Consider the following 13,712-nt stretch of genomic DNA (forward strand, 5'->3'; position numbering starts at 1 on the left):
TTACCCCATTCCCCAGAATAACACCGCCAGTAGCTGCGGCGTAATGATCCGCAGGAACATCACCAGCGGATAAACCGTGGCATAGGACAGCGCGGCGGCACCGCTGGTGGCGTGAAGGTTGTTGGCAAAGGCCAGCGCCGGGGGATCGGTCATCGACCCGGCCAGCATGCCGCAAATGGTCAGATAATTCATTTTGGCGAAGATACGCGCCAGCATACCGGCGGTGATAAGCGGGATGGCGGTGATAAAGATGCCATAGCCGACCCAGCTCAGGCCATCGCCCTGTAACAGCGTCTGCATAAAGTCGCCGCCGGATTTAAGCCCGACCACTGACAAAAACAGGACAATCCCCAGTTCACGCAGCGCCAGGTTAGCACTCGGCGGCATAAACCAGTACAACTTGCCGATAGTACCGATGCGCCCGAGGATCAACGCCATAATCAGCGGCCCACCGGCAAGCCCCAGCTTCAGCGCTACCGGAAAGCCCGGAATAAACAGCGGGACAGACCCCAACAACACACCAAGCCCGATGCCAACAAACACCGGTAGCATCTGCACCTGCTGGAGTTTTTGTTGCGCATTGCCCAGTTCGGCAGCCACGGCATCGATCGCCGCCTGGCGACCTACCAGATTGAGGATATCGCCAAACTGTAGCGTGGCGCTGCTGCTGGCAACCAGTTCAACCCCGGCACGATTAAGCCTTGAGATCACCACGTCATAGCGCTGTTTAAAATCCAGATCGCGCAGTTTCTTACCCAGCACTTTTTCGTTCGTCACCACCACACGTTCTACACAAAGGTCGGTGCCGTGCGTAGAAAGCGCGGTCTCCACCTCTCTGCCAATCACCAGTTGCGCCGCGCGTAAATCTGCTGGCTGTCCAACGAGGTACAACAGATCGCCAGACTGAATGAGCGTGCCAGGCGACGGTACCATCAGCGTCTCACCGCGTTTCAGGCGTGAGCAGATGATTTTATCGCTGTTAAGGAGCGGAACATCCTGGATAGCCAGGTTATGCAGATTGGGGTTTTCAACGCAAAGATTGATGTTTTGTAATTGCGGGTGTCCGCTACCCGCGCTGACGTCAAACCGTTCAGCTTCCTGATCCACTTTTATGCGAAAGAACAGGCGAATCAGCCACATGGAGAGCAGAATACCGCAAATACCAAACGGATAGGCCATCGCATAGCTCATCCCCATCTGATCGATAACATCGCCCATGACGCCGAGATCGCGCAGCACCTGCTGCCCGGCACCAAGCGCGGGCGTATTGGTCACCGCACCAGAGAAAATACCCAGTACCACTGGCAGAGGAATAGCAAAAAGCTTATGCAGGATAGCAGTGACCAACCCACCCATAATCACAATCAGGATGGCGAACAAATTCAGCCGCAAACCGGATACGCGCAGAGAAGTAAAAAAGCCCGGCCCGACCTGAATACCGATGGTGTAGACAAAGAGGATCAGGCCAAACTCCTGAATAAAATGCAGCATCGGACTGCTCAGCGTAATACCGGCCTGCTCGACGAAGTGCCCAACGATAATTCCGCCAAACAATACGCCGCCAATCCCAAGACCCACGCCACGGATTTTGATGTTACCGATCCACAACCCTACGACGGCCACCAGCGCCAGAACGCTAATGGTTAATGCTATATCACTCATACGTGTGTCCCTGTGAATAACATTACTGATGAGAAGGATTCTCTCAGAGATAGCGGGGGATGTATGGGTGGTAGCGCACAAAAAAGCCCCGTCAATGCGAGGCTTATGGCAATAACCGATCGGCCTTTAAATACCGACCAGACTTTTTAATGGGATACCAAATTGGCTATGGAGTCGGCGGATCATAGGTAACGTCAGGCTACGTTTCCGGTTTAACACTTCATAAACACGATTCGCTTTACCGATTGCAGGTTCGAGATCTTTGACGGTTAGCCCTTGTTGCTCCATGCGGAATTTTATTGCCTCTATCGGATCAGGAGCATCAATGGGATAGTGTCTTTTCTCGTATTCTTCAATAAGCAGACACGTAACTTCAAAAAAATCACCTTCAGGTGTATTCAGTTCCGGTTCATTATCAAACATAGGCGAAACCGCCTGAAGCGCCGCCTGGTAATCTTGCTCGGTTTTAATCGGTTTAATCTGCATTATGGCTCCAGCTCTACTGTTTCGGCCTCTATTTTGTCGTACTCTTTATGGGTGCCTAAAAACTTTACAAACACCCACCCCCTAAGATACGCAATAGCCACGATTAGCCTGTAATCATTTCCTTTTATGTTAAATACCACGCGCCTGTTTTTAAGAATACTGGCGCTGCGATATTGTTCCTTGATTTCTGCCGGGGTCTTCCAGTCAGCTTTAATGACTTCATCCACCCATGCCTTCAGCGATTGTTCTGCATCAGGATTAACCGCCCAAAAATCCCGTAACGTCTTTACGGATATAATCTTCATCAATCATAGAATAGTCCCATAATGGGACTAAAGCAAGGATGTAAATTGCCCGGCATGCTGCCGGGCAAAGAGGACTGCCTTAGCTATTCAGCGCCGGACGCTCGCTAATAGCGATACGTTGCGGTGCGATGGCTTCCGGGACGTTACGCACAATATCAATGTGCAGCAGGCCGTTGACGAAGGTGGCACCCGCCACTTCCATATATTCCGCCAGCGTAAATGTCAGGCTAAAGGGTTGCATGACCAGCCCCTGGTGCAGCCATTTGGGTTCGGATTCCGGTTTCACCGGCGAGCCTTTGACAGTCAGGCGTGTTCCTTCAAGCTGAATATCCAGATCTTCCTGGCGGAAACCGGCCAGCGCAAGGGTAATGCGATAGTGGTTATCATCGCCTTTCTCGATGTTATACGGCGGGAAAGTCTGGCCTTCAGTGGTGTTTTGCAGCGCGTTTGCCAGTTTATCGAAGCCGATCCACTGACGCAGTAAAGGGGATACATCATAGTTACGCATTGTCATTCTCCTTCAAAGAAGCGAGTTGATACCTGCGAATCTGTGGATTCGCATATGCTCCCTGACGGCGAGCATGGTTGAAACAGGCCGCCAACGGCGACCCGGTGAAATTAGTTGATGTCGATACGGCGCGGTTTTTTCGCTTCCGGAACCACGCGTTCCAGATCGACATACAGCAGGCCATTAACCAGATTTGCGCCATTCACATGAATGTTTTCTGCAAGCTGGAATTTACGCTCAAAGTTGCGCTCGGCAATGCCCTGATAAAGATAGGTGCGTTCTTTCTGCTCGGTGGCATGGGAGCCTTTAACAATCAGCAGGTTATCCTGGGCGGTGATCTCCAGTTCGCTCTCAGCAAAACCGGCCACGGCAATGGCGATACGATAGTGGTTTTCATCTACCAGCTCGACGTTATACGGAGGATAGCCACCATTGCTCTGGCTCTGATTGTTTTCCAGCAGGTTAAACAGGCGATCAAAGCCGATGGCTGAACGGTACAGGGGAGAGAGATCGAAGTTACGCATAATAAAAGCTCCTGAAATCAGCGAGAATTTTGGTACTGACCTTCCGTCATGGACAGGTCGCGGTTCCCGGAACACCCCGCAGGCGAGTTCCTCAGTGGGCTACACCAGATAAATGGGTACGAAGAAACTTCTTTCAAGAGTGGTGGTCTGATTTTTTGCACTTTTATGGGTAGCGCATACACTGGAACCGAAGCACAAAAGGTTAAAGTGCGATTGCCGCCACAGTGCAACGTTTCCGGACTTTTCATTTTGAACCATGGACGTTATAACCCGGATAAGCCGTTTTTGCAGTGCCATAAAGATGATTAACTATGATGATGAAAGGTGTTTTCAAGCTGGCATTGGTCAGTGGTGTGGTGTGCTTGTGCAGTTGTTCAAGCGTGATGTCACACACGGGCGGTAAAGAGGGGCTTTATCCTGGTACCCGTGCCAGCGGCAACATGCTCGAAAGTAACACCAACTGGGGCACAAAATCGCTGGTGTTACTGGATATCCCGTTCACCGCCATGCTGGATACCGTCCTGTTGCCGTGGGATATGTTCCGTACCGACAGTTCGGTGAAATCCCGCGTTGAAAAAAGCGAGCAGGATACGATGGCGACAAACGCGGTGATCCCGCCAGCGCGCATGCCTTCTCCCTGAGTCAGCGTCCGGTTTCCGTTATCCATAGCTGACGGAAGCCGTTTGTATCCTCCATCCAGGCGATAAACTTACCGTCCGGCGAAAAGACGACGGCGTCAGCAGAAGGCGCATTTTCGTGATCGGTAGTCAAAAACGTAATGTCGCCAGTCTGCGCATCGCACCAGGCTATTCTCCCTTCCAGCACAAATCCCAGCCCGTTCCCTGACGGATGCCAGTTAAAGGCCGACTGAATATCACGCTTATTGTGCGTCAACTGACGCGGCTCGCCACCGTCTGGTGAGATCAGCCACAATTGAATGATGCCCTTATCATCGCGCATTAAGAAAGCGATGTTGGTTCCCTGCGGATTTGCCCGCACCCAGTGACGCACCGTGGTCGCCAGGCCGGGATACGGTCGTTGATGGGTAAAGGTGAGCCGGCGCTGAACCACGCCCGCTGGCGGCGCAGGAAGCGTGTCTGGCGTCCCGGCCAGTGGCCGCTCTCCGGCCTGTTGCCAGCCCGCGCGGGTCTGCGGCAGATCGACAATAAATAGCTCGGGCACTTTTTCGCCCGTCAGCGACAGCGTATCGCCGATAAATGCCAGTCGATGATTGCCCACCCAGCCCTCTTCATAAGCCCGGTTAATCTCATCACTGCCCGGCTGTGGCGTAGGGGTAGTCTGACTGACCAGCACACACCAGTGGCTGCCTGAATATTCGCGTGGATGTTGACCCTCTGGTACAACCGGGCCGTATGGAGCCGCCACGCCAACGTTGCGCAGATCCAGCGCCGGATCGCGCTCATGCAGCACATGGTCGTTATAGGTAAAACTGACCAACTGCCCGTTCGGGCTAAACACATGAACATGCGTGCCGCCGCGCAGCGCGCCGGGTGTATAAGGCGCGGTGAGAGCCATCGCATCAAGATTCTCAGCAACACCGTTTTCAACCACCACACCGCGCCGGTGGTGAAAATCGTAATGCCACTGCGCATCCGGGTTTTCGGGGCCGTGAATGAAAACATACTTTTCCGTCTGCGGATTGACCGTCACCACGCCGACATGCGCGCCCGCAGGCGCACGGTAAATCACCTCCACGACGCCGGTATGCACATTAACCCGCTCAATAGTTTCACCGGTAAATGAGGCCCCGGAAGGACGCACATCAAACGCCAGCCACTGACTGTCCGGCGTCCAGGTATGAATATTGGTTAGCTGGTGATGGCGAGGCGCGAAAGTGACTTGTTTCATGGGGCGATCCGGCTGTCTGCAATGGCATCAGGGTATCGCAAGGCGCAACGGCCTGCCAGCGGGGTTTGCTAAGCTTACGCTGACATAAAGAACTGAAGGAAAGCACCGATGAGAAAACAACTGCTGATACTGACAATCAGTTGGGCTGCCTGTTCCAGCGTCTGGGCCAGCTCTGACGACGCCTGGGCGGAAGATTTTAAAGCAATGAAAGCAGCCTGTCTGAAGGCCAGTCAGTTAAAAAAGCCTACTGTCAGCAGCGATAATATCCTGTTTGATGATAGCGTCGGCTACTCTGCGCTGGTCATTGGCGGCCATTACCCTCAGGCGCGTCTGCATAATAAGCGGGGAAGCGAACTGTGCCTGTGGGACAGGAAAACCAAAGCAGCACACATTTCGCAAGCGGATACGCTGTTAAACCTGAAAACCAGTAGGGAATAATGGAACCCATTCGGGACGTTAAGGCGGGCAATCCGGCGAGGTTGATCTGGCCTTATAACTCATCCCACGCCTGCGGTCAGCGCGGGATGAGCGGCGTAAAAATACTCAGGGAACCGGCGTCACCAGCGGTGTACCGGCGAACCAGGCCTCAACGTTTTCCAGCACCAGACGCGACATTTCCCGACGCGTTTCCCAGGTTGCGCTGGCCATATGCGGCGTGATCACCACATTGTCGCGTTGCTGCAACGAGGCAGGCACAAGCGGCTCATGGGCAAAAACGTCCAGCGCGGCCCCGGCGATGATGTTATTTTCCAGTGCGGCGATCAGTGCCTGCTCATCAACCACGCTGCCGCGTGAGATATTGATTAAGATGCCTTCCGCGCCCAGCGCCTCCAGCACAGATTGATTGATCAGCGCTTTGGTTCCTTCGCCTCCCGGCGCGCACACCATCAGAAAATCGCTGTTCTGCGCCAGAGTCTGTAGATCGGGTATAAATTCCCATGTCAGCGCGTTATTTTGCTGGCGGTCGCTGTAAGCAATCTCCATATCGAACGCGGTCGCCCGTTTAGCAATCGCCTGCCCGATACGTCCCATACCGAGGATACCAAGCCGCTTGCCGGAGACTTTACGCGTCCATTGAAAACCGCTTTTGTGCCAGCCCGCCTGTTCAATAAATTTCTGTGCAGCGACAATTTTGCGTGAGACGGCGAGCATCAGCCCCATCGCCAGATCGGCAACGTCATCGGTTAATACGCCAGGCGTGTGAGTAACGTCTACTCCGGCATCGCGCGCCGCGGCCACATCCACACCGTCATACCCTACGCCAAACACGGCAATCAACTTCAGTGCGGGTAGCGTACTAATAAATTCACGCGTTACCACCGCCTCACCGTTGGTAATAACGACGGTGATCTCACTGGCAACGGCCTGCACTTCTGCATCAGTCAGGAGAGCCATATCGTATAAATCGTAACGCTGGCTAAGCTCCGTGGTCAGTGCATCCGGCAAATAGGCTTGTTTGAGTACTTTCTGTTTCATAGCGTTTCCAATATTAAGAGAGACGTGAGGCGGGATCTTTCGATACCCGGGACGGCGCAGGACGCGAAACCAGTATCCCGATGATGCCCCCGATAATGAGTGCCACGGCAACAATCAGCAGCCCGTAGTGATAGCTGTTAGTCGCATCTTTAATTTTGCCAAGCAGCGGTGGTAAACCAAGACCCACGAAATTTGCGACAGTATTGATAAACGCAATAGACGCTGCCGCCGCGACGCCCGCCAGTTTCTCGGTGGTCACTGCCCAGAAGATTGGCGTAAGCGCAAAGTTGAAACCCACGGTCAGTATGAGCAAGACATAGGCCACCAACAGATTGCCGGAATAAATAGCTATCGCCAGCGACAGCCCGGAGAGGATCAGCGGCAAACCTAAGTGCCATGAGCGCTCGTTAGTGGTATCAGAATGCCGCCCGTTGATGTACATAAATAAGCAGGCCGCAATAAACGGCACAGCGGAAAGCAGACTGATGACGATGTTGCTCTGATCGCTGGCCATACTTTTAATAATCAGCGGTAAAAACAGGGTAATACCGATGGAGCCAAACGCCTGTAAAAACCACACCAGACTTAATAACAAGACGGTTTTGTTTTTCAGAGCGCTGATCCAACTATGATTAGCACCAACTTCAACGCTTGCGTTATCACGCGCCAGTTGCGCCTTCAGCCAGCCTTTTTGCTCAGTGGAAAGCCAGGCCGCATGATCGGGGGATTGCGGTAAACGCCACAGCACCAGCACGCCCAGGACAATCGCGGGAATACCTTCAATGGCAAACAGCCAGCGCCAGCCTGCGATATCTGCGATACCGTGCATATTCAGGATGGTACCGGAAATCGGTAGTCCAATGATGGACGCCATGACCGACCCCATATAAAAGAACGACATGGCACGTGCGCGGTTGCTTTTCGGGAACCAGCAGGAGATATAATAAATGATACCCGGCGTAAATCCTGCTTCAGCCATGCCCAGCAGGAAGCGCATAACATAGAGTTGGGTTGGCGTATGCACCAGCGACATCCCGGCACTCACAATACCCCAGGTAATCATGATTCTGGCAATCCATAGCCGCGCCCCAACTTTGGTCATAATAACATTGCTGGGGATTTCAAAAATAATATAAGAAATATAAAACATCCCTACACCGAGACCATACATACTGGCACTCAGCCCTAAATCAGCGTTCATTTGTAAGGCTGCAATAGAGATATTGGTTTTATCCAGATTAGCCACAAAATAGCAAATGATAATAAACGGAATTATCTTCGCATTAAGCTGCCGTAACGTTGTAGAGTACAGATCGGTATTCATAACAGAATCCTCATTCCGCTGAATATCGGCAAAGGGATGCCCTCTGCCAATAAACAGCCGATCATTATTGATTACTTTAATTATTCAGAATAATGCGCTTACCATTCGGCGACAGTACCATCCGCATGACGCCAGAGCGGATTACGCCAGTCCTGGAAATTTTTACTCAGTTCAATCACTTTTTCTTCATCAATTTCTACACCAAGGCCCGGCTTCATCAACGGTTTAAAGAAACCGCCTTCCATGCTGAAGTCTTCTTTATTTTTCACGAAATCGAGAAGTTCAGCACCTTTGTTGTAATGAATGCCCATGCTTTGCTCCTGGAATACAGCGTTGTGCGACACAAAGTCAACGTGCAGACAGGCAGCCAGCGCAATCGGGCCAAGCGGGCAGTGCGGAGCCAGCGCCACATCATAAGCCTCGGCCATCCCGGCGATTTTATAGCATTCGGTAATTCCACCGGCATGGGAGAGATCAGGTTGCAAAATGGCCAGCCCTCCTGCTTCCAGCACCCGTTTAAATTCAAAGCGGGAGAACATACGCTCGCCTGCGGCGATTGGAATATGCGTTTGTGCCGCCAGACGCGGATAATATTCCGCCTGCTCGGCTAATACCGGCTCCTCAATAAATAGCGGGCGATACTGTTCCAGCTCTTTAATTAACACCTTCGCCATTGGCGCGCTGACGCGTCCATGGAAATCAAGGCCGAATTCAATTTCATTGCCAAAGGCTTCGCGGATTTGCGCCACGGTATTTACCGCTGCGTCCACTTTACGCGAATCATCAATAATGCCTAACTCTTCGCAGCCGTTTAATTTAAAGGTATCAAAGCCAATCTTGCGCAGCGTGGAAATACCGGCAATGGCTTCGGCCGGACGGTCGCCGCCAACCCAGCTGTAGGCCTTGATTTTATCGCGCACCAGACCGCCCATCAGTTGCCACACCGGCGCGGTATGGACTTTACCTTTGATATCCCACAGCGCCTGGTCGATACCGGCAATGGCACTCATCAGGATCGGGCCGCCACGATAAAAACCGGCGCGGTACATCACCTGCCACAGGTCGTTAATACGCGCCGGGTCCTGACCAATCAGATATTCACCCAGCTCATGTACCGCCGCTTCCACGGTACGCGCACGGCCTTCAATCACCGGCTCGCCCCAGCCAACCACGCCTTCATCGGTCTCTATTTTGAGAAACATCCAGCGCGGGGGTAAACGATACGTGGTGAGTTTGGTAATTTTCATTTCACTGCCTCTCGATACGCTTTTACAAATGCGGCTGCCTGCTGCGCGGTGCGCTCAACGGGCTGTCCGGCGCGATAGAGATCGCTGCCCAGCCCGGCACCGACACAACCGGCGTCAATCCACTGTTTTAAATTCTCCGGCGTGACGCCGCCGACGGCGAATACCGGGATCTCCGGCGGCAATACGGCCTTCAGCGCCTTGATGTAGTCCGGACCAAAGGCCGAGGAAGGGAAAATCTTCAGCGACTGTGCGCCCGCATCAATGGCGTCAAACGCTTCTGTCGCCGTGGCGCAGCCGGGGCAAACGGTCATGCCGTGTTCTACCGCGCGGCGGATCAGTTCCGGTTTAATGTTTGGCGTTACCATCAGCGTGCAGCCCATTTCCGCAAGCCGATCAACCTGCTCCAGCTTGAGTACAGTGCCTGCGCCAATCAGCGCTTTATCACCAAACGCTTTCACCATTGCCGGGATGCTTTTTTCCCACTCCGGGGAGTTCAGCGGGATCTCAACGGCTTCAAATCCCGCCTCAATGACCGCCGCCACATGGGCATGCGCCTCATCGGGTTTGATACCGCGAAGGATGGCGATAAGCGGAAGTTTATTTTGCCACTGCATGAGCGATGCTCCTTATTCCTGCCTGAAATGCGGCGTCGCCGCGTAATGTCTGACTTTGGCGGCCAAAGGCCTTAAATGCCTGCTGATAACGCGCGGTAAGGGACGGACTGGCGACCAGGGTGACGGACTGCTGCGCCGGGATATATTCAGCCATGCTGGCCACTTCGCTGCCAATCAGCAGGCCGGAAAGGAATTCACTTACCTGCTCGCGAGGCCGCACGCCCAACACATGCGAGGCGCGGACTTCGAACAAACGCGGCAATATATCCGGGGATTGCAGCCCGCGCTCCAGCCCGGCGTTGAACGCCTCCGGCGAGTCGGTCTGCTCGGGGAGTCCCGCGCCCACCAGCGTATGCTTAAGCAGGACATGGTGAAGCTCACCGGTCATCACCGTGCGGAAATCCGTCACCATATCGTCATTAATCTGCACCCATTTACAGTGCGTGCCGGGCATCACGTACAGTGCGGAGGGCATCAGAGTATGCGCACCGATTAACTGCGTCTCTTCACCGCGCATCACATTATGGTTATCGTCATTATTGATGCACAGGCCCGGCACGATCCAGACGTTGGCTTTCACATGAGCAAGTTGCTCGCCGATATCGCCCAGCCGCGCTGGACACGGCAGATAAGGCACGTTGACCCAGCCCGCGTTGCTTCCCACCATGCCAGCCATCACTATCGGCATCGCATCCTGCGTCCAGCCTTCGGTGATCTGTGCCAGCACCGTATCAAACGTGCGCCCGTTCAACCGGGTGATCCCGGCTTCCGACTGGCGGCTCTCGAGACAGTGTTCTCCCTGATAAAGCCAGGCACGGAGATTAGTCGACCCCCAGTCGATGGCAATATAACGTGATGTCATGTGATGTCCTTTAGCCTTCTGGTGGAGCTGGCGATCATCGTCAGCGCCGCCTGCTCTGCTGCGTTGCCGTCCTGATGCCGAATCGCATCGAACAGCGCCTTATGTTCCTGAAGCGTTTTTGGCATGTTAGCCTCATCGCCCATCCATGTACGCTCAAATACCGCTCGTTGTAATGAGCTGATCGCAACGCTTAACTGCTGTAACACCGGGTTATGCACCGCATTCAGTACCGCTTCGTGGTAGCGGATATCCGCTTCGTTAAATGCGTCCCGGTCCTGATTGTTGGCGATCATGTCATTCAACGCTGCCTCAATCTGCGCCAGCTCGCTGGACGTCGCCCGTTCTGCTGCCCAGCGGGCAATAGCTGGCTCGACCAGGTTACGCACTTCGCTCATCGCGCTAATCAGACGCGGATCGTAGTCATTCTCCAGCACCCATTGCAGCACCTCGGTGTCGAGGTAGTTCCACTGGTTGCGGGCGGCGATAAATGCGCCCCGATAGCGCTTCATTTCAATCAGCCGCTTCGCCGTCAGGGAGCGGAACACCTCACGAATAATATTGCGCGAGGTTTCAAACTCTTCACAGAGATCGGCCTCTGAGGGCAGTGCTGCGCCAGGGGTATATTTGCCGCTCACGATCTGCCGTCCGAGAGTAACGATGATGCGGTCTGTTTTCGTAATGGTCATTGAAAGTCCTCAACGCGATTTCGCTACCATCACTTTATCCTCGTTGACGTAAAAACCCCCAGCATTGAAGTACAAATTTGCGGGGTCTTTATCGTTCCTTGAGGTGATAGTAGTACAATTAATATGTGTTGTACTACAATTCAGATCACAAAAACGACAAGTGGTAAAAAAATCGTTAAGTTCGTTAATCTGCTTTATCACACCATCCGCACTTCACGCTGACTTCACTTCCACCGTTTACCGTTACACCATGACAATGTTGACTCAGGTGGAAAAATGGAACATTTCGACGTAGCAGTTATCGGTCTTGGCCCGGCTGGCGCGGCGCTGGCACGTCAACTGGCAGGCAAAATGCGGGTTATTGCACTGGATAAGAAGCGGCAACAGGGGACGGAAGGGTTCATGAAACCCTGCGGCGGATTGCTGGCACCAGACGCGCAGCGTTCCCTGATACGCGCTGGACTAACACTACCGGTCAGCGTGATGGCCAATCCACAAATCTTCAGCGTGCGCACGGTGGATTGCCAGTCGGGTCTGACCCGCAATTATCAGCGCAGCTATATTAATGTGAACCGCCACGCATTTGATTTATGGATGAAGTCGCTGATCCCTTCTACGGCAGAGGTGCATCACGACACGCTGTGCCGCAGGATCTGGCGTGACGAAGGGCGCTGGCATGTGCTTTTTAGCGTTAACGGTGCAGAACAAGAGATCACCGCCCGCTATCTGGTCGGCGCGGACGGCGCGAATTCGATGGTCCGCCGCTCTCTGTATCCTAATCATGAGATCCGCAAATACGTGGCAATCCAGCAATGGTTTGCTGAAAAGCACGCCCTGCCGTTTTACTCCTGCGTATTTGATAACACGTTGACCGACTGTTATGCCTGGAGCATCAGTAAGGACGGCTATTTCATTTTTGGTGGCGCATTTCCGATGAAAGAAGGTCAGGCCCGGTATCAGGCGCTGAAAGAACAAATGGAAGGTAACGGCTATCAGTTTGGTCCGGTCATCAAAACGGAAAAATGCACGGTGCTTTATCCCTCCCGCTGGTCTGATTTTGTTTGTGGTCAGGAGAATGCGTTTCTCATTGGCGAAGCGGCCGGGTTTATTAGCGCCAGCTCGCTGGAAGGGATCAGCTACGCGCTGGATAGTGCGGAGATATTGGGCGATTTACTGATTGCAGGAAAAGCGCATGCTAACCAGCACTACAGGTCCGCGACACGCGGGTTGCGGCTGAAGCTGCTGGGGAAAATAGGTAAGGCAAACCTGCTGACACAGCCACGGCTTCGCCGGGCGATAATGCGTAGCCGCATCAGCGATATTACGTTAAGAGCTTAATTCAGCACAAACTTCTCAATGGCATACGCCACGCCATCATCAAGATTGGATTTCGTCACAAAGTTGGCGATCTCCTTTACCGGGTCGATGGCGTTGTCCATGGCCACGCCCATACCCGCGTATTCAATCATAGCGATGTCGTTTTCCTGATCGCCAATCGCCATGATCTCCTCCGGCTTAATGCCCAGCGTATCGGCCAGCGATTTTACGCCGGTACCTTTATTTACACGTTTATCGAGGATTTCAAGGAAGTATGGCGCGCTTTTCAGCACGGTGTACTTCTCCTTTACCTCCGGCGGGATACGGGTGATGGCTTTATCCAGAATGGCTGGCTCATCGATCATCATCACTTTCAGAAACTGCGTTGCCGGGTCCATTTTTTCCGCTTCACAGAACACCAGTGGAATAGTAGCAACATAAGATTCATGCACGGTGTAGTAGCTGATATCACGATTAGCGGTATAAAGCGTGTTGCGATCGAGCGCGTGGAAGTGCGATCCCACTTCACGGGAAAGCTGTTCCAGATAGCGGTAATCATCATAATTTAGCGCAGTTTGAGCCACGGTACTGCCATCGCCCGCTTTCTGCACCAGCGCGCCGTTATAGGTGATGCAGTAATCGCCGTCCTGCTCCATATGCAGTTCTTTCAGGTACTTATGTACGCCAGCATAGGGACGTCCGGTGGTCAGTACCACATTCACGCCACGTTCACGGGCCGCGGCAATCGCGTTTTTAACGGCAGGAGAGATGCTATGATCCGGTAACAGCAACGTGCCGTCCATGTCGATTGCGATAAGTTTAATAGCCATGA

The 13,712-nt window shown here is 53.3% G+C and carries 16 protein-coding genes and 1 other annotated feature; of the genes, 3 read left to right on the forward strand and 13 right to left on the reverse strand.

Annotation, left to right across the window (positions count from 1 at the left end; all coding sequences use genetic code 11):
* The 5 genes from CHU32_RS16000 to ibpA all read right to left on the reverse strand — a co-directional run bounded on the left by CHU32_RS16000 (window position 1) and on the right by ibpA (window position 3,485).
* Complete coding sequence (locus CHU32_RS16000; protein WP_103676274.1) at window positions 1–1,662, reverse strand: putative transporter; 1,662 nt, start codon at window positions 1,660–1,662, stop codon at window positions 1–3.
* A 126-nt stretch (window positions 1,663–1,788) separates the two neighbouring features.
* Window positions 1,789–2,148 carry a helix-turn-helix domain-containing protein gene (locus CHU32_RS16005; RefSeq protein WP_103676273.1) on the reverse strand — a complete coding sequence of 120 codons (360 nt, stop codon included), beginning with the start codon at window positions 2,146–2,148 and terminating at the stop codon, window positions 1,789–1,791.
* On the reverse strand, window positions 2,148–2,453 hold the full coding sequence (locus tag CHU32_RS16010; RefSeq protein ID WP_103676272.1) for a type II toxin-antitoxin system HigB family toxin: 306 nt from the start codon (window positions 2,451–2,453) through the stop codon (window positions 2,148–2,150). The genes CHU32_RS16005 and CHU32_RS16010 overlap by 1 nt, the downstream gene beginning before the upstream one ends.
* Before the next feature lie 79 nt (window positions 2,454–2,532).
* Window positions 2,533–2,961: a small heat shock chaperone IbpB gene (gene ibpB / locus CHU32_RS16015; RefSeq protein ID WP_103676271.1), complete on the reverse strand. Its 429-nt coding sequence runs from the start codon at window positions 2,959–2,961 to the stop codon at window positions 2,533–2,535.
* A 110-nt stretch (window positions 2,962–3,071) separates the two neighbouring features.
* Entirely contained in the window at window positions 3,072–3,485 is a 414-nt protein-coding gene (gene ibpA, locus CHU32_RS16020; protein WP_103676270.1) for a small heat shock chaperone IbpA, read from the reverse strand.
* Window positions 3,479–3,556: a sequence feature (ROSE (Repression Of Heat Shock gene Expression) occurs in the 5'-region of heat shock genes and acts as an RNA thermometer to modulate expression.), on the reverse strand. (Overlaps the previous gene by 7 nt.)
* Before the next feature lie 243 nt (window positions 3,557–3,799).
* Here ibpA and CHU32_RS16025 point away from each other — a divergent pair.
* Window positions 3,800–4,126: a YceK/YidQ family lipoprotein gene (locus CHU32_RS16025; RefSeq protein ID WP_425444898.1), complete on the forward strand. Its 327-nt coding sequence runs from the start codon at window positions 3,800–3,802 to the stop codon at window positions 4,124–4,126.
* Window position 4,127: 1 nt separating this feature from the next.
* Here the strand turns inward: CHU32_RS16025 and CHU32_RS16030 are convergent, their stop codons facing one another.
* Window positions 4,128–5,354, reverse strand: coding sequence for a YidR family protein (locus CHU32_RS16030; RefSeq protein WP_103676268.1), 1,227 nt, complete (start codon window positions 5,352–5,354; stop codon window positions 4,128–4,130).
* Between the two features lie 108 nt (window positions 5,355–5,462).
* Between CHU32_RS16030 and CHU32_RS16035 the strand changes: the two genes are divergently transcribed.
* Window positions 5,463–5,792 (forward strand): hypothetical protein, encoded by a 330-nt coding sequence (locus tag CHU32_RS16035; protein ID WP_103676267.1) that lies wholly within the window; start codon window positions 5,463–5,465, stop codon window positions 5,790–5,792.
* Between the two features lie 105 nt (window positions 5,793–5,897).
* Here the strand turns inward: CHU32_RS16035 and CHU32_RS16040 are convergent, their stop codons facing one another.
* The 6 genes from CHU32_RS16040 to dgoR form a co-directional block, all read right to left on the reverse strand.
* Complete coding sequence (locus CHU32_RS16040; protein ID WP_103676266.1) at window positions 5,898–6,830, reverse strand: 2-hydroxyacid dehydrogenase; 933 nt, start codon at window positions 6,828–6,830, stop codon at window positions 5,898–5,900.
* 13 nt (window positions 6,831–6,843) lie between these two features.
* Window positions 6,844–8,154, reverse strand: coding sequence for an MFS transporter (locus CHU32_RS16045; RefSeq protein ID WP_103676265.1), 1,311 nt, complete (start codon window positions 8,152–8,154; stop codon window positions 6,844–6,846).
* Between the two features lie 98 nt (window positions 8,155–8,252).
* Window positions 8,253–9,401, reverse strand: a complete 1,149-nt coding sequence (gene dgoD / locus CHU32_RS16050) for a galactonate dehydratase (protein WP_103750886.1) — start codon at window positions 9,399–9,401, stop codon at window positions 8,253–8,255.
* Entirely contained in the window at window positions 9,398–10,015 is a 618-nt protein-coding gene (locus CHU32_RS16055; RefSeq protein ID WP_103676263.1) for a 2-dehydro-3-deoxy-6-phosphogalactonate aldolase, read from the reverse strand. Before CHU32_RS16055 ends, dgoD begins: the two co-directional genes overlap by 4 nt.
* The gene (locus CHU32_RS16060; protein ID WP_103676262.1) at window positions 9,999–10,877 is read right to left on the reverse strand and encodes a 2-dehydro-3-deoxygalactonokinase; all 879 of its coding nucleotides are present in this window, start codon (window positions 10,875–10,877) and stop codon (window positions 9,999–10,001) included. The genes CHU32_RS16055 and CHU32_RS16060 overlap by 17 nt, the downstream gene beginning before the upstream one ends.
* Entirely contained in the window at window positions 10,874–11,563 is a 690-nt protein-coding gene (dgoR, locus tag CHU32_RS16065) for a D-galactonate utilization transcriptional regulator DgoR (RefSeq protein WP_103676261.1), read from the reverse strand. The genes CHU32_RS16060 and dgoR overlap by 4 nt, the downstream gene beginning before the upstream one ends.
* Before the next feature lie 276 nt (window positions 11,564–11,839).
* Between dgoR and CHU32_RS16070 the strand changes: the two genes are divergently transcribed.
* Window positions 11,840–12,901 carry an FAD-binding protein gene (locus tag CHU32_RS16070; RefSeq protein WP_103676260.1) on the forward strand — a complete coding sequence of 354 codons (1,062 nt, stop codon included), beginning with the start codon at window positions 11,840–11,842 and terminating at the stop codon, window positions 12,899–12,901.
* On the opposite strand, the gene yidA is transcribed toward CHU32_RS16070, so the two are convergent.
* Window positions 12,898–13,710: a sugar-phosphatase gene (yidA, locus tag CHU32_RS16075; RefSeq protein ID WP_103676259.1), complete on the reverse strand. Its 813-nt coding sequence runs from the start codon at window positions 13,708–13,710 to the stop codon at window positions 12,898–12,900. The two genes, CHU32_RS16070 and yidA, sit on opposite strands and share 4 nt — an antisense overlap.
* Between the last annotated feature and the right edge of the window lie 2 nt (window positions 13,711–13,712).

The organism is Superficieibacter electus (genome assembly GCF_002915575.1).
Taxonomy (GTDB): domain Bacteria; phylum Pseudomonadota; class Gammaproteobacteria; order Enterobacterales; family Enterobacteriaceae; genus Superficieibacter; species Superficieibacter electus.